Origin of the sequence: Kitasatospora sp. NPDC004745, assembly GCF_042873275.1 — a bacterium.
GTDB lineage: Bacteria > Actinomycetota > Actinomycetes > Streptomycetales > Streptomycetaceae > Kitasatospora.
On record NZ_JBIALK010000005.1, the window covers coordinates 163,154 to 187,992 of the forward strand.

The window sequence follows — 24,839 nt, forward strand, 5'->3', positions numbered from 1 at the left end:
GGCGACGACGGGGGCCCGACCGAGGGGCCGGCCCGCGCCGTCGGCGCCGGTCGACGCACGGCGGCTCCGGTCGTCCGCTCGGAAGTGGTGCTCCGGCTCCCGGCCCCCGCCCAGGGGGTGCCCCGGCTCCCGGCCTCCGCCGGCCGCGGTCCGCCCCGGCGGGGCGGGGGACGCCGGCCTGCCCGTGTCCTGGTCGTCGGCCATCGGCCGTCCCTTCTGTGTGGCTGCGCGCCGCAACCGCCGGGCGGTGCGGGTCCGTCCCCCGATCATCGCGGGCCCGGCGGACGGCGGCCGTGAACCGGGCCGTAGGGCGTGTCCGGCCTGCGCGGCGGGCTGCGTGCCCCTCGGTGCCGAAGACCCGAGGGCGGGCGGTCGGGACGCCCCCGGCGCGGCGGACCGGGCGGGCACCGGCGGCGCGGACGACCCGCCCTCGGCTACCCTCCCCCCTCGTGGACGTTTCCCCCGAGCCCTCGACCCTGCGCGTCTTCGTGGCGCTGGCCCCGCCCGACGAGGCCAAGGACGAGCTGGCCCGTGCGCTGCAGCCCGCCTACGCCAGGTACCCGCAGCTGCGCTGGAACCGGATCGAGGACTGGCACATCACCCTCGCCTTCCTCGGTGAACTGCCGTCCACGGCAGTGCCGTCGCTGCGGGCGGTGCTGGCCGGCCGGGCGGCCTCGCACCCCGCCCTGCAGCTGGGCCTGCGCGGCGGCGGCCACTTCGACGAGCGACTGCTGTGGAGCGGGATCGACGGGGACCTGGAGGGACTGCACCGGCTCGCCGCCGACGTCCGGGAGCTGGTGAGGTCCTGCGGGATCGAGTTCGCCGACCGCCCGCTGCGCCCCCACCTGACCCTGGCGCGCTCCCGTCGCGACGATCCCACCAGCGTGCCGGAGGCCGCGGCCGGGCTCGCCGGGTTCGTGGGCAGGCCGTGGCCGGCCGAGCGACTCCACCTGGTCGGCAGCAACTTCGGCCGCGGCCCCGGGCCGATCCGCTACCGCGACATCGAGGCGTGGCGGTTCGGCGCCGCGGTCCGGACCGGGAGCGACAGCGCCCCCGCCGAGCCGTAGCCGTAGCCGTAGCCGTAGTCGGCGAGCCGGCCCGCTCAGCCCTGCCGGCCAGCGAGCCCGCCCGTTCAGCCCTGCCGGCCGGCGGTCCGGCCCGTTCAGCCCTGCCGGCCGGCGGTCCGGCCCGTTCAGCCCTGCTGGCCGGTGGCCGCGAGGACGATCTCGCGGATGGTGACCTCCGGCGGCTGGCGGTACGCGTAGACGACGGCCTCGGCCACGACCTGCGGGTCCAGGGCGCCGCCGGCCGCCTCCTTCCACGCCTGGTAGTCCTCCTTGATCCGCTCGTCGGTGGTGTGGGAGAGCAGTTCCGTCTCCACGGCCCCCGGGGCGATGGTGATCACGCGGACTCCCGAGGAGGCGACCTCCTCGCGCAGGTTCTCCGACATCGCGTGGACGGCGAACTTCGTCCCCACGTACGCGGTGTGGTTCGGGAAGGTCTTGCGGCCGGCGACGGAACTGACGTTGATGACGGTGCCGGCGCCACGGGCCAGCATGCCGGGCAGGACGGCGCGCACCCCGTACAGCACCCCCTTGACGTTCAGGTCGATCATCCGGTCCCACTCCTCGGAGTCCTGGTCCGCGATCCGGCCCAGGAGCATCGCCCCGGCGTTGTTGACGATGGCGTCCGCCGGCCCGAACCGCTCCTCGGCCTCGCGCACCGCCTCCCGGAGCGCCTCGCGGTCGGTGACGTCGACCTTGCGGCACAGGGTCTCGGGCAGGGCGAGCTCCTCGAGCCGTTCCAGTCGGCGCGCGAGCAGCAACAACGGGTGGCCCTGTGCGGACAGCAGCCGGGCGGTGGCCGCGCCGATGCCCGAGCTGGCACCGGTGATGACGATCAGGGGCTTGGACACGGCGGATTCCTCCAGGGAGCGGGCTGGACCGGATCGGGTTCGGATCGGACGCGGACGACGCGTCGCACCCAGAAGACCACCACGGACGGGGCCCCGCGCACCGGCGGCGGGGCCGGGCCGTACGGCGGGATCGTCCGTCCGGTTTCGGTGCCGGGCCGCTGACCTGCTAGTCTTCTTCTCGTCGCGAGGGAGATGATTCCTCGTCAGGCGTCAGCGGTGCTACCAGAGCACGTCCTACTTTCAGTAGGGAGAGTCCGTGCAACCCGGGCCTGGCGCTCCATAGTCGGACGAGGTCCGGTACCCACCAGGGTGCCGGACCTCGTCCGCGTCCGCGGACGCTGCGCGGTCGGGGCCGCGCCGGAGCCCCCCACGGCTGCGGCGTGGCGGGCCGCGGCGGGCCGGCGGGGCTGACCGCGATCCCGCCGGGCCGGGGCCGTCAGTCCGCCTTCGCCCGTAGGGTGTTCCGGCACGGGGATGTCGGACGACGGGGTGGGCGATGCGACCTGGTGACGTGATCGCGGGCCGCTACGAGCTGGTCAGCCGGCTCGGGCGGGGAGGCATGGGGGAGGTGTGGGCCGCCCACGACCGGGACCTCCGCCGCGCGGTGGCCCTCAAGCTGCTCCACACCGGGGAGGAGGGGGTGGGCGAGCTGCCGGCCCGCTTCGCGCGGGAAGCGGTGGCCTCGGCCCGGATCAACCATCCGAACGTCATCACGCTCCACGAGCGCGGTGTGCACGAGGACCTGCTCTTCCTCGTCATGGAGAAGGTCGAGGGCGTCACCCTGGCCGAGGTCATCGACCGGGAGAGCCCGCTGCCGCTCCCCCGGGCGCTGTCGATCGCCGGTGAGATCGCCGCGGCGCTGGCCGCCGCCCACCGGGCGGGCGTCGTCCACTACGACATCACGCCGCGCAACGTCATGATCACCACGGACGGGCGGGTGAAGGTCCTCGACTTCGGGATCGCGGGGTTCCTCCGGACGACCCTCTCCCTGGTCCGCTCCTCGCTGCTGGCTCCGGCGGGGACCGTGGCGTACGGCGCCCCGGAGCAGTTCCGCACCGAGCGGGGCGACGAGCGGTCCGACCTGTACGGGCTCGGCGGCGTCCTGTTCGCGATGCTCACCGGGCGGCCCCCCTTCACCGGGCCCAACGCCTGGGCCGTCATGGCGCGCAAACAGGACGAGGACGCCCCCGGACTGGCGACCCTGCGGCCGGACGCTCCCGCGGACCTGGCCGCGCTGGTCGCGCGACTGCTGGCCCGCGACCCCGCGCGGCGCCCCGCCTCCGCGCAGGAGGTGTACGAGCGGCTCCGGCAACCGCCGGCCGGGGCCGATCCCGTGGCCGGGGTCCGGTTGGCCCACACCGCCCGGCCCGACCGGGTGCCGACGGGCGGCGACGGTCCGTTCCACCGGGTCCGGGTCTTCCTCGACGGGGCGGCCGAGGCCCTCGACCGGGTCGTCAGGGTGGTCTACCACCTCCATCCGACGTTCCCCGAACCGGACCGCGTGAGCACCGACCGGTCGACGGGCTTCGCCCTGGAGCTGTCGGCCTGAGGCCGGTTCACCGTCACGGCCGACGTCTTCGCGGCAGGCTGCCGGGAGCCCGTGCGGCTGGAGCGGTACCTCGACTTCTGACCCGCGCCCGACGCCCACCCCGCGGTTCCGCGGTCCCGCGGAGTGGGCGGCCGGTGACGTGCGTCGTCCGCCGGTCGGCCGTGCGCGTCGTCAGCGGGCGAACTTCGCGACGGCCGCAGGGGTCACGGGCGTGAAGAAGTTGACGAGGTTGCCGTCGGGGTCGCGCAGCAGCAGGGACCGGTTGCCCCAGGGCATCGTGGTGGGCCCGGCGACGAAGTCGGTGACGACACCGGTCAGGTCCCGGTGGACGCGGTCCACGTCGTCGACGAGGAACTCGGTGATCACACTGTGGTTGTCCGCCGGGCGGGCGGAACCCGGCGCGAACAGCGGGACGGTGCGGGTACCGGCGATCGCGAGGGTGGCGCCCGCGGTGCTGAGCTCGGCGAAGTCCTCGGTGGCCCACGCCGCCCGGGCCCCCGTGGCCCGCTCGTAGAACGCGACGAGGCGCGCCACGTCGCCGGTGATGATGCGGATCGAGACGAACTCCACGGGAATCTCCTTGGTCGTGCGGAAGGCGTGCACGTCGCAGGCTAGGAGGAATACCGGACAGAACCGGTCCGGTATTCGTACTAGTCTGCGAACATGTCCCGACCGACCGTCCGCGTCCTGACGCTCCTGGAACTGCTGCAGTCGGGCGGCACCCGGACGGTGGCCGAACTCGCCGACCGGCTCGGCGTCGACGGGCGCACCGTGCGGCGGTACGTCGATCAGCTGATCGACCTGGACGTGCCCGTGGAATCGGTGCGCGGCCGCTACGGCGGATACCGGCTCGCCCCCGGGTACCGCCTGCCCCCGCTCATGCTCGGCGACGACGAGGCGCTCGCAGTCCTGCTCGGCCTGGTCGCCAGCCGGCGGGCGGGGCTGACGCCGGCGCAGCGCACCGCGAGCGAGACGGCGTCGGCGAAGATCCGGCGCGTCCTGCCCGGGCACCTCGCCCACCGCCTCGACACCCTCCTGGAGGCCCTCGCCTTCACGGACCGGCCCGCGGATCGGGACGCCCCGGGCCCCGGGGCCCCCGATGCCGCCGCCCCGGACACCGGGGTCCTGCTCACCGTCGCCGACGCGGTGCGCCACCGCCGGCCGGTCTCCATCCGCTACACCGCCCGCGACGGACGCACCGGCGAACGCACCCTGCACGCCACCGGCCTCGTCGCCCACGGCGGCCGCTGGTACGTCACCGGCCAGGACGCCGGCCTCGGCGAGGACCGGACCTTCCGCCTCGACCGCATCGCCGACGCGCGGACCCTGCCCGGCACGTTCGAAGCACCCGACGACGCCGACCCGGCGGAGCGCCTGCTGACGGGATTCGCCACGGCCGCCTACCGGCACGAGGTCACCCTGCGGATCCACGCGACGGTCGACCACCTCCGCGCGCACCTCCCCGCGGGCATCGCCCGCCTGGAGGAGTGCGCACCCGTGACGGAGGAGGGCCGGGCGGCCGAACGCTGGCTGCGCGTCGAGCTGCGGGCGGAGCGCCTCGACTGGCTGCCGCCGCTGCTCGCCGCACTCGACCGTCCGTTCGTCATCGAACGCCCCGACGAACTGCGCACCCTCGTCGCCGCCCTCGCCGACCGCCTGGCCTCCTCCGCCCGCGTCGCGGCCGACGAGGAGCACCCGGACGCGCCGGGGCGGCGCCGCGACCACGGGTGACGGGCCGGCACCTCGGGACACCGGGAGGCCGGATGCCGGGGCGCCGGGTGTCGGGGGACCACCGATCCCGCGCCCGGAGCCGTGACGCAGGTCACAGCCGGTACAGAACCTGAGCCCGGTCGCGGGCGTCTGGCTGGTGTGAGATCACGCAGGAGAGCACTGGACGAGCTGGACGAGGAACGCCTCCTCCGGCTGGTCGCCCGGGGTGACCGCGGGGCGTTCGAGGAGTTGTACCGGCGCACGTCGCCGTGGCTGGCGGTGCGGCTGCGCCGTCGCTGCGCGGACGAGCAGATCGTCGCCGAGGTCATGCAGGAGACCTTCCTGGCGGTGTGGCGCGCGGCCGGGGCGTTCGCCGGGAGCGCCGTCGGCGGCACCGCCGTCGGATGGCTGTGGACCATCGCGGCGCGCCGCCTGGTCGACGCGTTCCGCAGACGGGCCCACCACGCCGAGCCGCCGCTCGCCGCCGCCGAGCGGGTGGTGGTGCCCGCGGCGGAGGAGGAGGCGCTGGCCGCGACCGTCGGCGGCGACGTGGGCGACGCCCTGCTGCGGCTGGCACCGGAACTGCGCCAGGTCCTGCAGGCGATGGTGCTCGACGGCCTGTCCGTGCGGGAGACCGCCGTCCTGCTGCGACTGCCCGAAGGAACCGTCAAGACCCGCGCCCGGCGGGCCCGGATCGCGATGCGGGAGGCACTGGCATGACCGCCGAACACCCGTCACACCCGTCATACCCGACACACTCGTCACACGCGTCGATACGGCTGATCGACGACTACGCCCGCGGTGACACCGGCATCCCCGCGGACACGCTGTGGGCGCTGGAATCCCACCTGGAGACGTGCACGCCGTGCCGCGGCCGCCTGGCGGCCTCCGTCACCACCGAGGCACCCGCCGTCGCCGCGCTCGTCGAGACCGTCCGCGTCGGACTGCAACCGCACCTGGACGCGGCCGTCCGGGCGCCCTCCCGGCGGTACCGCCCGAGGTGGCTGCCCGCCTGGACGACCCCGGTCGTCGCGCCGTGGCTGGCCATGACCGTCACCGTGACCCTGCTGGCGCTGCTGCTGGCCGCGGTCGGGGCGCCGGCGGTCCTGGGGACCACCTCGCCCGCGCTGCTCCTCGCGCCCGTGCTGCCGTTGTGCGCCGTCGCCGCCGCCTGGTCGCGCACCCTGGACCCGGCGCACGAACTCACCGCCTCCACCCCCCGCGCCGGCCTGCCCCTGATGCTCCGACGCACCATCGCGGTGCTCGCCGTGGTCCTGCCCGCGCTCCTGGTGGAGGGCCGGCTGACCGGAACCACGACGGCCGCCCAGTGGCTGCTGCCCTCGCTCGCCTTCACCTCCACGGCCCTGGCGCTGGGCAGCGTGATCGGCGTGACCCGCGCCGCCACCGGGCTGGTGGCCGCCTGGGCGGTCGTCGTCGCGGCACCCGCCTGGGGCACCGACGAGATCCCCGTCGTCCTGGCAGCGGACCGACTGCCCCTGTGGGGGACGCTCCTCGTCCTCGGCACCGGCACCGTGATCGCCCGCAGACACGCCTACTCGGCGCTGTGACTCCACGCTCGACCCTCGAAAGGGACCACCGCATGACACCCGTACCGAGCGCGGCCGACACCGCGCCGAAGACCTACGCCTGGGAGATCCGGGCCACCGGCCTGAAAGTCCGGGCCGGACGCCGGAAGATGGCCGTCGACGGTCTCGACCTCGCCCTCGGCACCGGCGCCCACGGCCTGCTGGGGCCCAACGGCGCGGGAAAGACCACCCTGATCCGGGCCCTGGCCACCGTGCTGCGCCCCGCCGAGGGCGAGCTGGAGCTGCTCGGCGAATCCGTGAACGGGAGAGGCGACCACCGGGCGCTGCGCCGCCGCATCGGCTACCTGCCGCAGGAGTTCGGCTACTACAAGCGCTTCACCGTCCGGGAGTTCGTCGAGTACATGGCCTGGCTGAAGGAGGTGCCCAAGGCGGACGTCCCCGGGGCCGTCCAGCGGGCCGTCGAACGGGTGGGCCTGGCGGACCGCGCCGACCACCGGATGAAGACCCTGTCCGGGGGCATGGTGCGGCGCGCCGGCATCGCCCAGGCCATCGTCAACGACCCCGCGGTGCTGCTGCTGGACGAGCCGACCGCGGGCCTGGACCCGGCGCAGCGGCTGCGCTTCCGCGAGCTGCTGCAGGAACTCGGTCGGGACACCTGCGTGATCGTCTCCACCCACCTGGTCGAGGACGTCGCGGCCGCCTGCTCCGACGTGGTGCTCTTCGCCGACGGCCGCCTCGTCTTCCAGGGCACGCCGGCGGACCTCGCCGCGGCGGGCGGCGACGAGTACCCGGGCGACAGCCCCCTGGAGCGCGGCTACTCGGCGCTGCTGCACACCTCCGAGGCGCGGGTGGGTGCCTGGTGAGCGGGCGTGTGCTGGGGATCGAACTGAAGCGCTCCGCCGCCCCGTGGGCCGGCCTCCTGATCCTGGGCGGCAGCCTGGCGTTCATCCACCTGATCAACGGTCTCTGGTGGTACGGCGCCGCGGCCTGGACGGCCCAGTGGACGACGATGGCGCTGACCACCCGGGTCATGCTGGCCTTCGGATGGCCGATCGCCGTGGGCCTCGGGGCGTTGCACGGGCTGCGCGACTCCCGCTCGCGGATGACCGAACTGCTGGCGACCACACCACGGCCGGCCTGGCGGCGGGCGGCGGTGCCGGCCGGCGTGACGGCGGTCTCGCTGGCGGCGGCCTTCGGCCTGCTCGTGCTCTGGGGCGCGGTCCAGGTGGCGCGCGGCGGCACCGCCTACCAGACCCTCGGCTGGCTGCCGATCTCCCTGGTGGCGGTGCTGGCCCTGGTCGCCGGAGCCGTGTTCGGCATGGGCGTCGCCCGGGCGCTGCCCTCCGTGCTCACCCCGCCGTTCCTGGTGCTGGTCTTCCTCATGGCGAACGTCCTGCTGCGGCAGTTCACGGACGGCGAGCTGCCCTCGGGCACGGTGCCGAACCGGTTCGCCCTGCTGTCCCCCGCGACCGACATGCCGCGGGAGATGCTGCTGACCCTGTCCGGTGCCGTCCACCTCGGCCAGACACTCTGGCTGCTCGGACTGCTCGGCACCGGCTTCGCCCTGCTGTGCGCCGCGACCCGCCGGGCCCGGCTGATCGCGCTGGCCCCCGTGCTGGTCGGTGCGGCGCTGGCGCTGCTGGTCCTCCCGGCCTCCGAGCGCGACTCGTACGTCGTCGACCGGGCGGCCGCCGCCCTGGTCTGCGACGGGCCGGTGTGCGTGACGCGGGCGCACGGCGCACAGCTGCCCGATGTCGCGCGGCACGGCAAGGAGGCCTTGCGCGTGCTGCACGACGCCCTGGGGGACCAGGCACCGACCGCGGTGCGCGAGGAGACCGGGTTGCGCGCGGTCGGCGACGACCGCACGCTCTCCGGAGACACGGTGCTGATCGACTTCGACGACCCGCTGCTCGCCCCGTCGGCGCGGATCGACCTGACCCGCCTCCTGGTCGGCCAGGGCCTGGCACCGAACTGCCGTCCGCGCACCACCCGGGAGGGCGGCGGGCTGATCGACCTGCCCGCGCAGAGCATCGCCACGAGCCTGGCCCTCGGGGACCAACGGCTCGAACCGCTGCGGCTGCCCGACCCCGACGGCTACGCGCAGGCCACCTGGGAGAAGGCCGAGGCCGCCTGGGCGAAGGTGTCGGCCCTGCCGCCGGCCGAGCAGCGCGCCCGGATCGCCCGGGCGCACGCCGCCGCGCTCTCCTGCGAGGACGGGCTCGCGGCGCTGACGGGGGAGGCGACCCGATGAGGTGGCTGGTGCTGTACGCGCGTTCCCGACGGATGCCCGTCTCGGCCGCTGCGGTCGTGCTCGCCGCGCTGGCGGCGTGGGCCTTGGAACAGGGCGGTGTGAAGGGCGCGGAGCTCCACATCGCGGTCATGCTGCTGACCGCGAGCGTGGCGGCCGCTTCCGCCGGGCTCGGCGGGCAGGACACCGCGCTCGACCGGACGGCCGCGATCCGGTGGCTGCCCCGCCGGGTGGTGCACGTGCTGCTGATCGGCGCGGTCGCCGGGGCGGCGGCGCTGGCGGCGGTTCAGGCGGCGGGGCACGGGACCGTCCCGACCGCGCTCGTCGTCCGGGACGGCGCGGGCCTGGCCGGCCTGGCCGCGCTCGGGGCGGTGCTCTGCGGGGCCCCGTTCGCATGGATCCTGCCGACCGGCTGGCTCACGTTCACCCTCCTCGTCCCGCCGCCGGGCGGCACCGTGGGGGAGGTGGCCGCCTGGATGGTCCTACAGCCCGAAACGGCGCTGTCCACCGGGACGCCGTGGCTCCTGTTGGGGGTTGGCACGCTGCTGTACGCGGTGGCGGGCCCGCGCCGCTAACGGTCCGGGGCCGGCCAGGGGTCGGTTCAGGGGCGTTCGAGGTGCTGGAGGACGCCGCCGATCGAGAAGCAGAGCGCGCCGGTGAGGGTGCCCCAGTTGGCGACGTCGGCGCTGATCAGGGCGTCGGTGGCCGGGCGGGTGAAGGCGGCGAGCGCCGACACCATGAACAGGACGGAGCCGAGCTGGTTGACGGCGACGATCCACCAGCCCAGGTCGCGCCGTCGGACGCACGGCCGGTGCACGTGGCAGATCTCGACGAAGGCGAGGTGGCCGGAGACGAGGAAGAGCACGCAGCCGATGACGTCCGGAGTCCAGATCAGCCGGTTGACCTGCTGGACGCTCAGCCCCTGCAGGAAGGAGTCGAGCAGGTTGACGGCGAACACCAGGGTGCCGGCGAACAGCACGAAGGCGCTCAGCCAGTCCACCCGCATCGGCTCGTAGCTCCACCACCGCCAGCGCCGGGTCACCAGGGCGCCCGCGCCCCCGGGCACGTGGCGCGGGGCGTTGACGACCTGGAGCAGCGACACGTAGCCGCCGGTGTTGAAGAACAGCCCGCCGAGGAAGTAGATCCAGGCGCAGGTGGTGGCGTCGCCGGAGCCGAACTGGGCGACGGCGGCGCCGGCCGCGAACAGCGCCCCGCCGATGACGAAGGCGGTGGCGGCGATCGCGTTGAGCCGGCGCAGGCGCGCGACGGAGGTGCCGTCGGCCCTGGCGTGCCGGGCGGTGGCCGCCCCGGCGGGGTGCACGGCGATGAGCCCCCGGCGCCGGGCGAGCCGTGATTCCCAGACGGCGGTGCCGCCGCCGGGCGGGTGCCAGGTGAGCCGGGTGGTGAACGGTCCCGCGCCCTCGGCGCGCTGGTCGGGCTGTCCCACGGGCCGAGCCTAGACCGCCCGCCGGTCCGTCCGGCGGGCGCAACGCCGCCCGCCTGGGCGCGGCGCCGGGCTACTTCCCGGGTGCCTGCGGTGACGGATCGTCGGACGAGCCCCGGGGCCGCCGGTCCCCGAGGAGCAGTTCCCACACCCGGCGCCGGTCACCCGAGTCCTGCGGGGCGATGCTCTGCACGATCCCCAGCGCGACGGCGGCGAGAACCTGGCCGGACGAGGCGATCACCCCGAGCGTCACCGCCCACCACGGGGCACCGCTCAACGCGGCCACGGCCGAGCCGCCCCCGGTCACGCCCACCCCGGCGAACAGGCGGGCCGCGGAGACGGCTCCTCCTGCCCGATCGCTGAAACCCGTACCTGCCGACCGTCGGCGCATCGTCGACCCTTCCCGCTGACCGTGACTCCGTGTACCGCTTGCTGCTGCGCCGCTCACTGTGGCCGCGCCCGAGCCGCTGCGGTAAGGGCGAACACGTTGCGGTACGCGCGAACACGTTGCGAGGAAGGCGCAACAATGAGCACGGGAGGGAAAGCGCAATGAGCGACGAGCAACAGGACCGGGGGACGGACGAGTCGGCCGGGCGGAGCCTGCCCGGTGTGGAGGGCCGACCGCGCGCCCCGCAGGCCGGCCCTCCGGAGCGGCGCCGGCGCCGGCGGATCGTCTTCACCAGCGAACTCTCCGACGACCTCGCACCGGCCGTACGGGAACTGGCCGTCGCCCTGCGGCTGCTCGCCGGGCAGCTGGAGACGTCGATGACCGCCTACGCGGCGAGCCTGAACCGCAGCACCTCGACGCTCTCGCGCTACTTCAGCGGGATCGAACTACCGGGCGCGGACTTCGTCGAGCGTCTGATGGACGACGCGGAACGGCAGTCGGGCACGCCGATGGCCCGGGGCGGTCGGGAGGCCGTCCGCGCTTCCCACCGTGCGGCGCAGCGCCACCTGGCACCCAGGACCGCCGAACTGCAGGGGCTCCGGGACGAGGTCACCACGGCCCACCAGAGGGCGGAGGCGGCGGCGCGCACCGTCCGCATGCTGGAGGCCGCACTCGAGGAGGCCCACGAGCAGGCCCGACGCTGGTCCCTGGAGACCCGCCGCGCCATCGCGGACCTGAACGCCCGGACGGCCGGTCACAGCGTCGAACTCGACCTGGCCCGCAAGGACAACGAGCACCTGAGGGCCGAGCACGACCGGCTGCGCGGCTACGTCGACCAGCTCGAGCACGCCCTGGCCGCGGCCCGGACCCGGGCCGCCGAGGCCGAACACCGCCAGACGGACGCCGAACGACGCCTGGACGAGGCGGAGGCCGGGGCCGACGCACGCCGTCAGGAGGACGCCCGCCGCCAGGCCGAAGCCGACGAGCTCCGACGGGCCCTCGACCGGGCACGACAGGACCGGACCGCCGCCGAACAGCGGGCGCGGCGCAGCGCGGCCGAGCTCGCACGCATCCGGGCCCAGGGCGGGGGCGGCGCCGAGGCGTCCCCGCCCCGAGGCGCCGGGCAGGACCCGGAACCCGCCGCCGCGAGCGGTGCCGCGTCCGGTGCCGTCGGCACGGGAGGGCCGGGGACTGCCGACGGCACGTCGGAGGGCCGGAACGCAGCAGGCGGCAGCGGCGCCTTCCGGGGGTGGCTCGACCGCGTCCTGGTCGGCGACAAGGCCCGGACGCCCGCCACCCCTCGGCCACAGCAGGGGCAGCCGGGGCCGTCGGAGCAGGCGGGGCCTGCAGCGCGGAGGTCGCGGCGCAAGGAGCGCCAGGAGGCGGAACGCGCCGCCGCCGTCCGGCAGACCGCGGCGCGGCTCGCGCTCCACCAGGGGTACCGGACGGCCGAGCCGGTGGGGCGGGCCGGCGGGCTCGGCGGCTCCGCGGACCAGGCCTCGGACCGTCAGCGCCGCATCGGGGACTGGCAGGGGAGCACGATGGTGTTCGCCGACTCCGTCGAAGAGGCCGTGACGCGTCGCCAGGCCGCCGGAGACTGGGCAGGGGGCGCCGTGGTGTTCGCCGAGCTCGGCCGGGGCCTGGCGGCCGAAGGGCGCTGGGAGGAGGCCGCGGAAGCCGTCGACCGCGCGGTGGCCCTGCACGAGGGGGCCGGCGCCGCGGCCGCCGCGGCAGACCTGCTGACCGCCTTCGCCCAGGACCTCGCCGCAGCCGGACTCCGCCAGCACGCCGAGGTCGTCGCCGCCCGATCGGCGGTCCACCAGCGGGCCGGCAGCCGGACGGCCGGCGACCCGCCGGACGACGAGCCCCCCTACCGCCCCTACATGGGCCCTTAGGCGTGTCCGGGGGCCGGGTCCGCTCCGCTGCGGCACCGGCCTCCACGACGGCGCGCTGCTGGTCCGCCCCGACCACGTGATCGCCTGCGCACCGCCCTCGCGGCCCCGGACCCCCTCGCCGCCCTCACCGCCGCCGCCCGCCGGGCGCTGGGAGCCGACCGCCCCCCGATCCGCCGACGCAGCGCGGCCCTGGCCGGCCCGCCCGCTCGCAGGCCCCACCCGTTCGTTCCCGCCGCCGGCACGACCGCGTGCGCCGCCGCGACGACCGGCGCCGCTTCGGCCGTTGCTCCCGCCGCTGCCCCGGGGGCGGGCTTCAGCCGCCGACGGTGGTGAGGGCCGCGCGGGCCGCCGGTGCCTGCAGGGGGTTGAACGAGGGGTCGGTGGCGAGCGCCTTCGCCAGGTGGGTGCGGGCCTCACCGGTGCGGCCGAGGGCGCGTTCGATCTCGCCGCGGTGGTAGAGGAACAGGGCGTTGTCGTCCCAGCCGTGGGCGGCCGCCTGCTCGGCGAGGCCGATCGCCTCGGTGTCCGCGCCGGTGCGGTGCAGGGCCCAGGCCAGCGCGTCGGCGACGAGGACGCTGTGCCGGCGGTCCCATTCGGCGCGCAGCAGGCGGACGGCCTCGGTGGCGTCTCCGTGGTCGGCCTGGAACTGGCCGAGCGTGAGGTCGTCGACGACGCCGTTGGCGGCGGCGAGTCGCTGCTCGGCGGTGAGCAGCCGGTACTGCTCCCGGGCCCGGTCGTCGTGGCCGAGGGACTCGTGGAGTTCGCCGAGTTCGAGCAGGTACTGGGGGAGGGGGACGGCGGCGATGGCGGTGGTGTAGTCGCGGACGGCGTCGTCGGTGCGGCCGAGGGCGGCTTCGGTGCGGGCCCGGCCGGCGAGGGCGGGGGTGTGGGCGGGGTCGGTGCCCAGGGCCTGCTGGTAGCCCGTGAGGGCCTCGGCGAAGTGGCCCGAGTTCCGGTCGAGTTCGGCGAGCTGGTACTGGCAGTAGGCCTTGTCGGCGGGGTCGTAGGCGCCGCCGAGGGCCTGTCGGAGGGCGGCACGGGCGTCTTCGCCGCGGCCGTGCTGTTCGAGGTCGTACGCGGCGCGGGTGAGGGAGGCGGTGCCGGGTCGGCGGTCGAGGAGTTGCTGGACGGCCTCGGTGGCGCCGGCGTCGTCGCCGAGCTGGGTGCGGGCGTCGGCGAGGACGGCGTAGGCGGGCCAGTGCGCGGGCGAGGCGGCGATGGCCCGGTCGGCGAAGTCGCGTGCCCGGTCGAACAGATGACGGGCGTTGGCGAGGGCGCCGAGTCCGGTGAGGGCGTCGGCGTTGCCCTCGGGGGACAGCGTGAGCGAGCGCTGCAGCGCCTCGTCGGCCTTGGGGTAGTACGAGGGGTCCGCGGTCAGCCGGGCCTGTTCGACGTACTCGGCGCCCAGCCGGGCCCAGCCGGCCGCGTCGCCGGGCAGCTGCCGCAGCCGCTGCTGGTCCGCGGCGATCGCCCCGGCCAGCGAACCGCCGGCGACCGGCGCGCTGCCCGGCCGGCGTCCGGCCCCGGGCGAGGGCCGGGCGTCGCCGGCGTGGCCGCGGTCCAGCGCCCCGAACGCGGCCAGGCCGCCGCACAGCGCGATGGTGGTGAGCAGCAGCGGCAGGCGGCGCATGGGTGTCCTCGGTGGTGTGCTGGGGGAAGGGGGGCCGTGCGGGTGGCCGGCGGCAGTGCGCGGGCCACCCGCAGGGCGGGAAGGGTCAGTTGGGCTGGTTGACGGCCTTGTCGTAGGGCAGCGCGACGTAGGGGAACGCGGGGCCGAACGGCTTGTCGGCGGTGTTGACCTTGTCGCCGGCGGCGAGGGCGCCGATCAGGTGGCCCGGGGTGGCGCCCTCCATCACCTGCAGGGCGATGTCGACGACGTCGTCGGTCAGGCGGCGGCCGTTGGGGAAGCCCTGGAAGTCCCCGTTCAGCACTCCGAGGCGGTCCGGGTGCGCGGTGACCGGGGTGGACATGTTGAGGCGGAGTTCCTCGGCGGGGACGAACTTCTTCGGGTTGACGTCCTGGTTCATCAGCTGCGAGTTCAGGTCGACCTGGAAGGGGCCGCCGGTGGCCTTGGCGATGCCGGTGAGGAAGATCTCCTGGAGGTCGGTGCGCGGGGTGGCCGGCGCCGGGAGGCCGTAGATCGACTGGATCAGCTGCGGCACCTCAGGGTTGAGGACCTTGGCGACCACGGCGGGCTGGTTGTGGTCCTCTGACGGCGGAAGGGAGTTGAAGGCGTCCTTCAGTCCGGCGGGCAGGACGACCTCGTTGACCACCGGGTTGCCCAGTCGCGAGACCTGGACGAACTTGCCGGCCGGCTCGGCCTTGCCGGGGCTGAGCTTGAGGGTCTGCTTCTCGGTGCTGGACCAGACCCCGATGACGGGGTTGCGGGTCGGGTCGCCCTTGTACGCGAGGCGGCTCTTGGGCACCTGGATGGAGAGGGAGTTGACGTTGTACCCGGCGAGGGTGTTCTGGCCGACCTCGGAGAGGTTGCCGCCGTAGAGCAGGTCGAAGACCCGCAGGTCGAGGAAGAACGGGTCGGCGGCCTGGGTCGCCACGGTCTGTCCGCCGCCCGGGAGTTGGACGGTGGCCTGGTTGCGCAGCCGGCCGTAGTCGGGCATCGACGCGCGGCCGGTGTCGGACGGCGCGGCCGTGCCGTGCTCGACCAGGGTGACCGGCTCGCAGCCCGGGCGCAGCTCCTGGAGCGTGTAGTACTGGCGGAACAGCAGGGTGGGGTCGGTGAGGTTGTTCACGACGCCGTTGTTGTAGAGGAAGGTGTTGGTGCCGCGCTGGTCCTCGGTGTGGAAGGTCCACCGGTAGGTGAGGTCGGGCCTGCCGGTGCCCTGGGAGTCGATGTTGATGTCGTAGTGCGCGCCGTCGGCCCAGGGGTAGAAGTTCGGCCCGCCGTTGGGCTCCTGGAACGGGAGCCAGTTGGCGACGAGGGTGACGGTGTCCTGGTCGTCGGGGCTGGTGAAGGCGTAGACGTCGGTGTTGTCGACCTGGGGGTCGGCGGCGATCAGCGGGGCCTCGCGGTGGCTGGAGGCGGAGCTGACGCCCGCCCCGGAGCCGAGCAGCGCGCTGCTGGCCAGCGCCAGGCTCATGGTGGTGAGGAGCGCCGCGGCGCGGGCGGTGGACCTTCTGCGGGCAGGGCGGCGGGTGACGTTCATGTAGGTGCTGTGCTCGCTTCCATGACGGGCGTCGACCGCACCGGGCCCGGGTCGGGCCGGAGCGGGGGATCGGCCGGAGGGGCCGCATGGGGCACTGTGGACCGGATCCCGTCACCCCTTCGCGAGCGGGGCGCGTGCGGCCTGGTCGTCTCACCCGCACGGACCAGCGATGTCACCCGGCCGGTCGCGGCACAACCGGGCGCGCTGCCTTCGTAGTTGCAGTAATACTGCAACTGGGGGCCGGTCGCCGGTCGAGGCGCCGGGGCTCTCGGAGAGGTCGCCGGTGCTTGCCGGTCCGAGCGGTCGATCATCCGTCAGGTGTTCGGGGGGCGGGAACGGGCGTCCGAAGGTGTTGCCCCAGCCGGGTGGTGCCGTCGACCGCGACGGAGTGGTGCCAATCCGGAGTCGCCCCCGGAACCGGATGGTGTGCGTCGGGCCGACCGGCCCGCATCCCACTTCCGCCGGTCCGGGCGTCGCCGCCGTGGCGGCGGCCCCGTCCCCGGAGGCCCAGCGTGGCGGTCCCACGATCCCTCGTCCGGACAGGCACGGCGGTGGCAGGCGCCCTGCTCCTGCTCGGTCTCGCCGCACCCCTCGCCGGCGCCCATCCCCTGGGGAACTTCTCCCTGAACCACTACTACGGCTTCACCGTCCACCCGGACGCCCTCGAGGTCCTCGCCGTCACCGACGCCGCAGAGATCCCCACCCTCCAGGAGCAGCCGAAGCTGGACCGCGACGGTGACGGCACCGTCGACGAGACCGAACGCGCCGCCTGGGCCCGGGAACAGTGCGCGCAGACCGCGCAGCGCCTCCGGGTGACGACCGACCGGGCGCCCGCCGCGCCCCTGCCCTGGAGCACCGAATCGGCGCAGTTCCGCTACGAGGACGGCGCGGCCGGACTGCGCACCAGCCGCCTCGAATGCGTCCTGCGAACCGGGCTGCACGTTCCCGCCGCCGGCACCACCCTCACCGTCGCCAGCGGCATCGACCCCGGCCGGGTCGGGTGGAACGAGATCACCGCCCGCGGCGACGGCACCACCCTCGACCACTCCGACGTCCCGGCCCGGTCGGTCTCCGCAGAACTGCGCGACTACCCCCGCGACCTCCTCGACAGCCCCAGCGGCGCCACCCACGCGCAGTTCCGCGCGCAGCCCGGCGACGGCGCGGGCGCGGCACCGGGAACGGCCGCCAGGGCCGACCGCTCCGGGCCCACGGCCTGGCTCGCCGGACTGGACGCCCGCCTCGCCGAACTCGGCGCCGCCCGGCGGCTCACCGTCCCGCTCGGCCTGCTCGCCGTCCTGCTCTCGGTCGTGCTGGGTGCCGGGCACGCGCTGCTGCCCGGCCACGGCAAGACCGTGATGGCGGCCTACCTCGCGGGCCGCCGCGGCAGCATCCGCGACGCGGTCACCGTCGGAGCCACCGTCACGGTGACCCACACCGCCGGCGTCCTGGTCATCGGCCTGGGCCTGACGGTGTTCTCCTCACTGGCCGGCGACGCGGTGCTCGGCTGGCTGGGCGTCGTCAGCGGTGCCCTGGTCGCCGCCGTCGGCGCCGGCCTGCTGCGCGACGCCCTCCGGCGCCACGACCTCCGACCCCACGGACACGTCCCGCGACCCACGTCGGGCACCGACGGCGAACCGGCCAGGGAACTGGCGCACGCCTCGGCGGCAGGCACCGGCCACCACGACCACCAGCACCCGCATTCGCACCCGCACCCCGTGGCCCATCACCAGCACGTGCACAGCGACCACGGGCATGGGCACGGGCACGACTACGGGCACGGGCATGGGCATGGGCACGGGCACGACCACGGGCATGGGCACGGGCACGACCACGGGCACGATCACACGCACGATCACATGCACCACAAGTCCGGCCGCTCGCGCGGTCATGGGCACGGCCTGTTCGGACACGGCCACCATCACCACCACCATGACCACACCGCACCCGGCCGCCGCAGCCTGATCGGCCTCGGCATCGCCGGCGGCCTCGTCCCCAGCCCGTCCGCCCTGGTGGTCCTGCTGGGCGCCGTCGCCCTCGGCCGCACACTCTTCGGCGCGGCCCTCGTGGTCGCCTACGGCCTCGGCATGGCCGCCACCCTGACCGCCGTCGGCCTGCTCCTGGTCCGCCTCGGCGACCGCCTGACCGTCGCGGCCGACGGCCCCGTCGTCGGCCGGCTGCGGCGCATCGCCCCGTACAGCGCCCTGCTGACGGCGCTGCTCGTCCTGGCCGTGGGGCTGGGACTGGTCCTGCGCGGCCTGCCCGCCACCCTGTGAACCGCATTCCCCCGGAGAGCGCCCCCATGACAGCACGTCCGGTACGCCGATCGTCCCTCCTGGTCTGCCTCGCCCTCGCCGCGGCCCCGCTGCTCACGGGCTGCGGGAGCGAACCCGACGGGAGCTTCGACGCCCAGCCCGGGACACCGTCCCCGACCTGCGTCCAGCACCAGAGCCGGACGCCGGGCACCCGGTACACCGGCGGCCAGGCGTCCGATCCGCGGGCGGTCCTGGAGATGATGCGCTTCTACACGGCCAACGGGACGAAGGCCTTCTGCGACGGCAAGCCGCCGACGGACACCGACCGCCGCTGGACCGACCTGTACACCGCGCTCGGCGGTGACCCGGTCCACGTACCGCAGCCCCGGCCGTAGCCGTAGGTGCCGTCACCGGACTCGGCGAGGCGGCGTCGCGAACGTCGTGAGAGGCATCGGGCAGGGGAGTCGACCAGGAGGAGCAGGCCACCGGCCCCGGTCTCGACGGTGTCCGGGCGCGCCGGGGGCGGGGCACGGACGTTCGTGCGTGGCGTCGGCGCCGTGAGGCAGATCGTGGTGGGCACTGAACCTGATCGCCGGGCCGGACGTCCGACTGAGGGAAGATCACGCAGGACCGCACTGGCCGGGCCGGACGAGGAACACCTCCGTCCCCGGGCGGCCGGAGGTGGCGGCGTGGACCGGTGCGCACTTCCGAGAACGGCGGTGCGGCCGGATTCCCCGGGCCCAGGCCCACCCGTCCCATGGCCCAACAGCCCATCCCCGGAAAGGGAATGATGAAAGCAGGAATCGCCATAGCAGCGGCAGCCGGAATCCTGGCCACCGGATGCGTGGCCGTCAGCGTCGCCAGCGCCTCCTCACCGCAGGACGCGCGCGGCAACGCCGTTGCCGCACCGGCCTCCCTGGATCAGGCGGACCCGGACAGCTCCGAGGACGACTCCTCGGAGCTGTCGGCCGTGAGGCCGACGCCCACCTCGACCCGGGGACCGTCGAAGCCGAAGCCCACCTCGACGGGGAAGCCCCCGAAGCCGCCCAAGCCCACCGCGACACCGGAACCCTCGAAGCCCCCGAAGCCCCCGAAGCCGACGCCCACCTCGGCCCCGGTGCCCTCGAAGCCGCCGAAGCCTCCCAAGCCGCCGAGGCCGACGCGCGGATCGACCACCGAGGATCCGCTGTCGCTCCCGGGCGACGCCGACCCGGACTGACAGGCGCCACCGCCACCGTGCCCCGGAGACCCGCCCCCCGCCTGGTCGACGCGCCGGCCGGTCCCGGGCATCCGTCCCGCCCGCACGGGTTCGCGCCGCACCCGCGCCGTCGTTTCGGCCCCGGCCCTCCCGCGCCGCTCCCGCGCAGGAGGGCCGGGGCCCCGGGTGCCACAGGACGGCGTCCCGGTCGAGGCCCTGGAGTTCGAGACCGTCGGTCAGCCCGTCGGCGGGGCGGTCGCGGGAGTGGTGGCGGGCTCGGCCGGGGCGGTGGCGGTGGGCGTGGCGGTGGGGGGCGTTGCCGGGTCGGTGTCGAGCCCGGTGAGCATCTCCCGGGTGAAGCCGAAGAAGTACGTGGCCAGGAAGCCCGCGGCGTAGCCGACCGCCAGGCCGCCCGCGTAGATCAGGACGGTGGTGCCCGGGTTCTCGTTGCCCTTGAGCAGGGGGAACAGGGCCCAGCCGGAGGGGCCGATCGCGGTGGCGCCGACCGTGGCGCCGAGCATGTTGAAGAAGCCGACGAACGAGCCGCCGGCGGCGCCGCCGACGCAGGCGGTCACGAACGGGCGTCCCAGTGGCAGCGAGACGCCGTAGATCAGCGGTTCGCCCACGCCCAGGAGCCCGGCGGGCAGCGCGGACCTGATGGTGGCGCGGATCGAGGAGTTCCTCCTGAGCCGGAGGAGGACCGCGATCGCGCAGCCGACCTGGCCGGCCCCGGCCATGGCCAGGATGGGCAGCAGCACGGTGTAGCCCTGCTGCTCGATCAGCGTGGTGTGGATCGGGATCAGCGCCTGGTGCAGCCCCAGCATGACCAGCGGCAGGAACAGCCCGCCCAGGAGCAGCCCGGCGAAGGCGCCGCCGTGGGCCAGCAGCCAGGTCGCGCCGGTACCGATGCCGGTGGAGACCTCGCCGGCCACGAACATCAGCCCGAACAGCGTGACCAGACCGGTGACCAGCAGCGTCAGGGTCGGCGTGAGCAGGACGTCCAGGGACTCGGGTACGAACCTGCGGCACTGCTTCTCGACCCGGACGGCGAGGGCGGCCGCCGCCAGGGCGCCCAGCACCCCGCCCTGTCCGGGGGAGAGCGTCTGGCCGAGGACGGAGACGTGGGCGACGCCCGCGTAGACGATCACGGCGGCGGCCGCACCGCCGAGGACCGGCGTGCCGCCGAACTCCTTGGCGGTGTTGTAGCCGACGAAGACCGCGATCAGCGACATGAAGCCGGAGGCGATCGCCGTCAGCGCCGGGCTGATCCCGGGCAGCCAGCCCAGGTTGACCAGCAGTCCGTTGACGCCGGCGATGATGCCCGCCCCGATCAGGGCCGGGATCAGGGGGACGAAGACATCGGCGATCCGGCGCAGCAGCAGCTTCACCGGGGTGGCGTTCTTCCGCTTCCGTGCCGCCCGCAGTGCCGCGCCCTGCACGGCCAGCTCCTCGGCGGTCGTGGCGGCGGTCATAGCGGTCGTGTCGGTCGTGGCGGCGCCTGCCGGGGTGGCGCTGCGCTGCTCGGCGACGAGTCGCTCGAAGGCCTGGGTGATCCGGGCGACCGCCCCGGGGCCGAGCACGATCTGGTAGGTGTCGTCCTCGACCACGCCCAGCACCGCCGGCACGGCCTGCAGGGCCGTGCGGTCGACGAGGGACCGGTCGCGCAGACCGAGCCGCAGCCGGGTCATGCAGTGGGCGATGGAGGTGATGTTGTCCGCGCCTCCGACGAGAGGGAGTACCGCGGCGGCGGTGACGTGGTTCTTGTCGTCAGACATGGTCCTGGCCTTGCATCGCAGGGGTGTGTCGGAACGCTTCCCGGGGGACGGGCGCGTTACGCGGCGGCGGGCGGCGCGTCCCCGGGACGGCCTCCGACGTCGACGACGAACCTCGTTTCGATGACGGCGCCGTGACGGTGCGTCGACGACGGAAGATCGTTCGACTGTTACATGACAGTGACGTTTCGCACACAACCGGTGACGCCGGGTGAGTCGTCCTCCGAACAGACAGCACCCGAACCGCACCGACCGTGCCATCGGGTCGAACGACCACCTCCCCTGAAAGGGGTGCACCCGTGATCGTCTCCCAGCGGAACTCCATGCGCCTGGCCGCCGTCGCCACCCTCGGCGCGCTGCTCGTCGGAACGGCGGGCACCGCCATGGCGGCCGCCCCGACCGCCCCCGCCGCCACCCCGACCGCCGCCACCCCGACCGCCGCCGCCACCATCAGCGCCAAGCCGTCGGTCACCACCGTCCAGGCCTGGCAGCTGTTCCGCGTCACCGGCACCACCACCGGCCTCACGGCCGGCAGCACGGTGACCCTGCAGCAGAGGCAGCACGGTGCGTGGGTCACCCTGCCCGCCTCCGTGCACACCGCCCGCAACGGCTCCTACTCCCTCGGCGTCAAGCTCGGCATCAAGGGCCAGAACGAGCTGCGCATCGTCAGCGGGAGCGTCGCCTCGCCCGTCTTCGCCGTCACCGTGCGCTGACCCACGGCCCGGGCCCGCCGTCACGGCGGGCGACCCGGCAGCCCGCCGCCGTCCCGGACGGTGACGGGCTGTCCGTGCGCGGTGCAGCAGTCCGGTCCGCGCCACGGACGGGCAAGGTTCGCGCGGACCGCACGAGGACCGCGACCGCGGCGGAATCGCCCGTTCCGGGTCTGCCAGGCGTGGTAGCCGCCGATCCAGGCGCCCATGACGCGGACGTACGTCTCGACGGCGCCAACTTGCGTCGGGTCGAGACCGAGCCGACGGCACAGGTCCGGCAGCTCGGCCGCCAGTCGCTGGAAGTCGGCGATGCGACGGTCCACTTCGGCGCGGCCCCCGGTGAGTGCACCGCGGCGGCTCAGGCCGCGTTCGTGTTCGAGGACGAGGACGAGGTTGTCCATGTCACCGCGGGCTTGGACCGCTGCCGCCTGCAGGGCCCCTGCCCGACCCCGGTGGGCCGGCCCCGGTTCGTCCCCGGGCCGGCGGGGCGGCCGCCCCGCCCGCTGCGCGGTGTCGGGCAACGCTGCGTGAGGGAAGGGCCGTTGGCGGAGGGCGGGCCTCCGGACGCCTCCGAATACCGGGTCCGCGGAACCGAACGGGCGGGGCGGTCCGGGGAAATCGGCCGCCCCGCCCCGGCCCTCCTACGAGAAGCAGTACCTGATGAGCCACAGGACGGCGCCCGCGACCAGGCCGTTCCCGAGGAGCCGGACCCCGTCGTCCGGGTCGCGGCGCGGCTGCGAGCCCGTGCGACCCTCGCGCTGGCCCCGGCGCAGGCGGACCTCTACTGGTGGGTGGACGCGCGCGAGCTGCGACGCGAGAACCTCGTACCGGATTTCGCGGACGCGGTCGGCAGCAACCAGGAACTGCTGAGAGGGGCCCTGAAGACCATCGACGCCGCGCTGCGGGACGACACCGGACGGCGCGACGACGGGCCGTGACCGGGTCGGGCGGCCCGCCGGCGTCACCGGGTCGAACGGCCCGCCGACGCTCCGGGCCGGGGACGTCTGCCGGCGTACCGGCCCTGCCGTCGCCGTGCCGCGCGTGGCCGGCCCGTAAGGTGTCTGCCGTGAACGACCGGCATGAGTGGCGTGTAGCGGTGGACCCGGGCCTCGTCGTCCAGCCGACCTGCGGGCACCTGGACGGGCTCCGGGAGGTCCCCGCGCACACGACCGCCGGCTGCGAGGACTGCCTGCGGGCCGGCACCGCCTGGGTCCACCTGCGGGCCTGCCTGAGCTGCGGGCACGTCGGCTGCTGCGACAGTTCGCCCGGGCAGCACGCCTACCACCACGCCCGGGCCCACCACGGCCACCACATCGCCCGCTCGCTCCAACCGGGCGAGGACTGGGCCTGGTGCTACACCGACGAGCTCTTCCTGCGCCCCGCCTGACCGGCCCCGGGACGTCGGCGAAAAATTCTTCGGCCGGGCTGTCACATCCGGCGGGGGCGGCGGGTCAGTGGAGTGTTCGAGCAAGCGCAACGAAGCGCGGCGGGATCCGTCCGCCGGCTCCTCCTCCGCACGGGACCGAGGTACCAACCATGTCTGTCGCCCATGTCGTCCTTGCCGTCGTCAGCGCCCTCTGGGTCGGGTTCTCCGGTGTCTCGCTGGCGCGGCGCGCCGAGTTCGTGACCCAGCCGCTGGTCGAGTACGGGGTGCCGCGTTCGTGGTGGGCCTGGCTGGCGCTGGCCAAGCTCGCCGGGGCGGCGGGCCTGCTGGTCGGTCTCGCGGTGCCGGCCGTCGGCGTGGCCGCGGCGGTCGCCCTGATCCTCTACTTCCTCGGCGCCGTGCTCACCACCCTGCGGGTCCGCTCCTACAGGACCATGCCCTTCCCGCTCCTCTACCTGGCCCCGGTGGCGGTCACCCTGGGCCTGGGCCTCGCGGCCTGACCGTCCCGGCGCCGGGCGGCGGGGCGACCCGCCGCCCGGCGCCCGCGCGTCGTGGCGCGACCGCCGCTACGCCGACTTGCTGGCCGTGCACCAGACGCAGCGATAGCCGTCGAACCGGTTGTGGGAGTCGACGCTGAGGTACTCGTCGATGAACTCCAAGGGGCCCCAGGTGTGGCGCAGTTCGGTATCGCGGCCCCGGCATTTCCGGCATTGCCTGAACCAGAGGCAGTGCTCCGCCTGAGGGGTGCCCCGGTAGTTCAGGAAGATCCCGTAGAGCGCGAAACTGCCGTCGTACCGCTCCCAGGACTTCCAGTCGTGTCCATTGCAGAGCGCCTTGTTGATCGCATTTCCGAGCGGCATGGAAATCCCTTTCCCCAGAGGGAACCGAGGAGGCGAGGCACCCGCGGTATCCCCACGGGAGGAGATCGACATGCGGCGGGAAAGCCGGGGGCGACGGAAAACCGGTGGGACGCACCCGCTGCGCCCGTCCAGAATGGCCGCGTGCCGCACCAAGCCGATCAGTTGCTCGCCGACCTCGACCCGCTCTCCCACCCGGAGCGTCAGCGGCTCGTCGTCCGCACGGCCCGGGAGCGTGCCGCCCTCGGCGACCTCACGGGCCTCCTGTCCGGCCTGGAGCGCCACGGCGTGTACGGCCGTCGGCTGGCCGCGCTCGCCGCCTCGGCCGGCCGCGCCACCGGCTTCCTCGCCGAGCGGCTGACCGACCCCGACCCGGTGGTCCGCGGGTACGCCCTGCGCGCCGCCCGGACCCGCAGACCCGGATCGGCCTGTACGACCCCGTCCCGGCGGGCTGGGCGGTGATCGGGCAGAGCCAGTCGACCGGCCAGAAGACCATCGAGTACCTCGGCGGCGCACCGTACCTGGCCAGGGTGGCGGTCCTGGCGAACACCGCGGTCCCGGCCGGCTGGGTGCTGGTGGCGGTGTCCGGCGACGCCCAGACCTCCCAGGTCGTCTACCTCCAGGGCGCGCCCCACGGTGCGACGGCCACCGCCGACGTGGCCTGCGCGATGCCCGGCGGCCGGGTCTACGGCTACGCCGTGCCCGGCGGCTGGACGGTCACCGGCAGCGGCACCAGCGGACCCTGCTCCTACCAGAACCTGCGCTTCCCCTGACCCGCCCCGGGAGCCGAGGCCCGGTCGCCACCG

The 24,839-nt window shown here is 74.9% G+C and carries 27 protein-coding genes; 17 read left to right on the forward strand and 10 right to left on the reverse strand.

Translation table 11 applies throughout. The features are described from left to right. Positions 1 to 449 precede the first annotated feature (449 nt). Positions 450 to 1,067 carry an RNA 2',3'-cyclic phosphodiesterase gene (gene thpR / locus ACFYUY_RS11995; RefSeq protein WP_387900206.1) on the forward strand — a complete coding sequence of 206 codons (618 nt, stop codon included), beginning with the start codon at positions 450 to 452 and terminating at the stop codon, positions 1,065 to 1,067. A gap of 125 nt (positions 1,068 to 1,192) precedes the next feature. Here the strand turns inward: thpR and ACFYUY_RS12000 are convergent, their stop codons facing one another. Then, complete coding sequence (locus ACFYUY_RS12000) at positions 1,193 to 1,915, reverse strand: SDR family oxidoreductase (protein WP_387900208.1); 723 nt, start codon at positions 1,913 to 1,915, stop codon at positions 1,193 to 1,195. A 496-nt stretch (positions 1,916 to 2,411) separates the two neighbouring features. Between ACFYUY_RS12000 and ACFYUY_RS12005 the strand changes: the two genes are divergently transcribed. Beyond that, positions 2,412 to 3,464 (forward strand): protein kinase, encoded by a 1,053-nt coding sequence (locus tag ACFYUY_RS12005; RefSeq protein WP_387900209.1) that lies wholly within the window; start codon positions 2,412 to 2,414, stop codon positions 3,462 to 3,464. 171 nt (positions 3,465 to 3,635) lie between these two features. Here the strand turns inward: ACFYUY_RS12005 and ACFYUY_RS12010 are convergent, their stop codons facing one another. Beyond that, positions 3,636 to 4,034, reverse strand: coding sequence for a VOC family protein (locus tag ACFYUY_RS12010; RefSeq protein ID WP_387900211.1), 399 nt, complete (start codon positions 4,032 to 4,034; stop codon positions 3,636 to 3,638). A 93-nt stretch (positions 4,035 to 4,127) separates the two neighbouring features. On the opposite strand from ACFYUY_RS12010, the gene ACFYUY_RS12015 reads away from it, so the two are divergent. The 6 genes from ACFYUY_RS12015 to ACFYUY_RS12040 all read left to right on the forward strand — a co-directional run bounded on the left by ACFYUY_RS12015 (position 4,128) and on the right by ACFYUY_RS12040 (position 9,544). After that, positions 4,128 to 5,195, forward strand: a complete 1,068-nt coding sequence (locus tag ACFYUY_RS12015; RefSeq protein ID WP_387900212.1) for a helix-turn-helix transcriptional regulator — start codon at positions 4,128 to 4,130, stop codon at positions 5,193 to 5,195. Between the two features lie 138 nt (positions 5,196 to 5,333). Continuing rightward, positions 5,334 to 5,894, forward strand: a complete 561-nt coding sequence (locus tag ACFYUY_RS12020) for an RNA polymerase sigma factor (RefSeq protein WP_360206308.1) — start codon at positions 5,334 to 5,336, stop codon at positions 5,892 to 5,894. Continuing rightward, positions 5,891 to 6,742 (forward strand): zf-HC2 domain-containing protein, encoded by an 852-nt coding sequence (locus ACFYUY_RS12025; RefSeq protein ID WP_387900214.1) that lies wholly within the window; start codon positions 5,891 to 5,893, stop codon positions 6,740 to 6,742. Before ACFYUY_RS12020 ends, ACFYUY_RS12025 begins: the two co-directional genes overlap by 4 nt. 32 nt (positions 6,743 to 6,774) lie before the next feature. Continuing rightward, positions 6,775 to 7,584: an ABC transporter ATP-binding protein gene (locus tag ACFYUY_RS12030; RefSeq protein WP_387900216.1), complete on the forward strand. Its 810-nt coding sequence runs from the start codon at positions 6,775 to 6,777 to the stop codon at positions 7,582 to 7,584. Further along, entirely contained in the window at positions 7,581 to 8,972 is a 1,392-nt protein-coding gene (locus ACFYUY_RS12035) for a hypothetical protein (protein WP_387900218.1), read from the forward strand. Before ACFYUY_RS12030 ends, ACFYUY_RS12035 begins: the two co-directional genes overlap by 4 nt. After that, positions 8,969 to 9,544, forward strand: coding sequence for a hypothetical protein (locus ACFYUY_RS12040; protein WP_387900219.1), 576 nt, complete (start codon positions 8,969 to 8,971; stop codon positions 9,542 to 9,544). The genes ACFYUY_RS12035 and ACFYUY_RS12040 overlap by 4 nt, the downstream gene beginning before the upstream one ends. 26 nt (positions 9,545 to 9,570) lie before the next feature. On the opposite strand, the gene ACFYUY_RS12045 is transcribed toward ACFYUY_RS12040, so the two are convergent. Next, positions 9,571 to 10,416 carry a hypothetical protein gene (locus ACFYUY_RS12045; protein ID WP_360206295.1) on the reverse strand — a complete coding sequence of 282 codons (846 nt, stop codon included), beginning with the start codon at positions 10,414 to 10,416 and terminating at the stop codon, positions 9,571 to 9,573. Between the two features lie 70 nt (positions 10,417 to 10,486). Continuing rightward, positions 10,487 to 10,699, reverse strand: coding sequence for a hypothetical protein (locus ACFYUY_RS12050; RefSeq protein WP_360206292.1), 213 nt, complete (start codon positions 10,697 to 10,699; stop codon positions 10,487 to 10,489). A 263-nt stretch (positions 10,700 to 10,962) separates the two neighbouring features. Here ACFYUY_RS12050 and ACFYUY_RS12055 point away from each other — a divergent pair, with 263 nt between their 5' ends. Further along, complete coding sequence (locus ACFYUY_RS12055; protein WP_387900221.1) at positions 10,963 to 12,696, forward strand: hypothetical protein; 1,734 nt, start codon at positions 10,963 to 10,965, stop codon at positions 12,694 to 12,696. Positions 12,697 to 13,009: 313 nt separating this feature from the next. Here the strand turns inward: ACFYUY_RS12055 and ACFYUY_RS12060 are convergent, their stop codons facing one another. Continuing rightward, complete coding sequence (locus ACFYUY_RS12060) at positions 13,010 to 14,326, reverse strand: tetratricopeptide repeat protein (RefSeq protein WP_387900223.1); 1,317 nt, start codon at positions 14,324 to 14,326, stop codon at positions 13,010 to 13,012. Between the two features lie 85 nt (positions 14,327 to 14,411). Then, complete coding sequence (locus tag ACFYUY_RS12065; protein WP_387900225.1) at positions 14,412 to 15,860, reverse strand: DUF4331 domain-containing protein; 1,449 nt, start codon at positions 15,858 to 15,860, stop codon at positions 14,412 to 14,414. Between the two features lie 551 nt (positions 15,861 to 16,411). Here ACFYUY_RS12065 and ACFYUY_RS12070 point away from each other — a divergent pair. Then, positions 16,412 to 18,133, forward strand: coding sequence for a high frequency lysogenization protein HflD (locus ACFYUY_RS12070; RefSeq protein WP_387900227.1), 1,722 nt, complete (start codon positions 16,412 to 16,414; stop codon positions 18,131 to 18,133). 26 nt (positions 18,134 to 18,159) lie between these two features. Next, positions 18,160 to 18,507: a hypothetical protein gene (locus ACFYUY_RS12075; protein ID WP_387900229.1), complete on the forward strand. Its 348-nt coding sequence runs from the start codon at positions 18,160 to 18,162 to the stop codon at positions 18,505 to 18,507. Between the two features lie 526 nt (positions 18,508 to 19,033). Here the strand turns inward: ACFYUY_RS12075 and ACFYUY_RS12080 are convergent. Both ACFYUY_RS12080 and ACFYUY_RS12085 read right to left on the reverse strand, forming a co-directional pair. Then, complete coding sequence (locus ACFYUY_RS12080; RefSeq protein WP_387900231.1) at positions 19,034 to 19,288, reverse strand: hypothetical protein; 255 nt, start codon at positions 19,286 to 19,288, stop codon at positions 19,034 to 19,036. Positions 19,289 to 19,546: 258 nt separating this feature from the next. Continuing rightward, positions 19,547 to 21,085 carry a PTS transporter subunit EIIC gene (locus ACFYUY_RS12085; protein WP_360206273.1) on the reverse strand — a complete coding sequence of 513 codons (1,539 nt, stop codon included), beginning with the start codon at positions 21,083 to 21,085 and terminating at the stop codon, positions 19,547 to 19,549. Positions 21,086 to 21,381: 296 nt separating this feature from the next. Between ACFYUY_RS12085 and ACFYUY_RS12090 the strand changes: the two genes are divergently transcribed. Beyond that, positions 21,382 to 21,795 carry a hypothetical protein gene (locus tag ACFYUY_RS12090; protein ID WP_387900233.1) on the forward strand — a complete coding sequence of 138 codons (414 nt, stop codon included), beginning with the start codon at positions 21,382 to 21,384 and terminating at the stop codon, positions 21,793 to 21,795. Between the two features lie 20 nt (positions 21,796 to 21,815). Here ACFYUY_RS12090 and ACFYUY_RS12095 read toward each other — a convergent pair whose 3' ends face one another. Further along, entirely contained in the window at positions 21,816 to 22,193 is a 378-nt protein-coding gene (locus ACFYUY_RS12095) for a hypothetical protein (RefSeq protein WP_387900234.1), read from the reverse strand. 141 nt (positions 22,194 to 22,334) lie between these two features. Here ACFYUY_RS12095 and ACFYUY_RS12100 point away from each other — a divergent pair, with 141 nt between their 5' ends. From ACFYUY_RS12100 to ACFYUY_RS12110, 3 genes are all read left to right on the forward strand, one after another. Continuing rightward, complete coding sequence (locus ACFYUY_RS12100; protein WP_387900236.1) at positions 22,335 to 22,730, forward strand: hypothetical protein; 396 nt, start codon at positions 22,335 to 22,337, stop codon at positions 22,728 to 22,730. A 197-nt stretch (positions 22,731 to 22,927) separates the two neighbouring features. Beyond that, a complete protein-coding gene (locus tag ACFYUY_RS12105; protein WP_387900474.1) occupies positions 22,928 to 23,179 on the forward strand; it encodes a UBP-type zinc finger domain-containing protein in 252 nt (83 codons plus the stop codon). Between the two features lie 149 nt (positions 23,180 to 23,328). Then, positions 23,329 to 23,676: a DoxX family protein gene (locus ACFYUY_RS12110; protein ID WP_360206262.1), complete on the forward strand. Its 348-nt coding sequence runs from the start codon at positions 23,329 to 23,331 to the stop codon at positions 23,674 to 23,676. 66 nt (positions 23,677 to 23,742) lie between these two features. Here the strand turns inward: ACFYUY_RS12110 and ACFYUY_RS12115 are convergent, their stop codons facing one another. After that, positions 23,743 to 24,036 (reverse strand): hypothetical protein, encoded by a 294-nt coding sequence (locus ACFYUY_RS12115; RefSeq protein ID WP_360206259.1) that lies wholly within the window; start codon positions 24,034 to 24,036, stop codon positions 23,743 to 23,745. 141 nt (positions 24,037 to 24,177) lie between these two features. On the opposite strand from ACFYUY_RS12115, the gene ACFYUY_RS12120 reads away from it, so the two are divergent. Both ACFYUY_RS12120 and ACFYUY_RS12125 read left to right on the forward strand, forming a co-directional pair. Then, positions 24,178 to 24,495: a hypothetical protein gene (locus tag ACFYUY_RS12120; protein ID WP_387900239.1), complete on the forward strand. Its 318-nt coding sequence runs from the start codon at positions 24,178 to 24,180 to the stop codon at positions 24,493 to 24,495. Continuing rightward, positions 24,492 to 24,806, forward strand: a complete 315-nt coding sequence (locus ACFYUY_RS12125) for a hypothetical protein (RefSeq protein WP_387900241.1) — start codon at positions 24,492 to 24,494, stop codon at positions 24,804 to 24,806. The genes ACFYUY_RS12120 and ACFYUY_RS12125 overlap by 4 nt, the downstream gene beginning before the upstream one ends. The last annotated feature ends 33 nt before the right edge of the window (positions 24,807 to 24,839 follow it).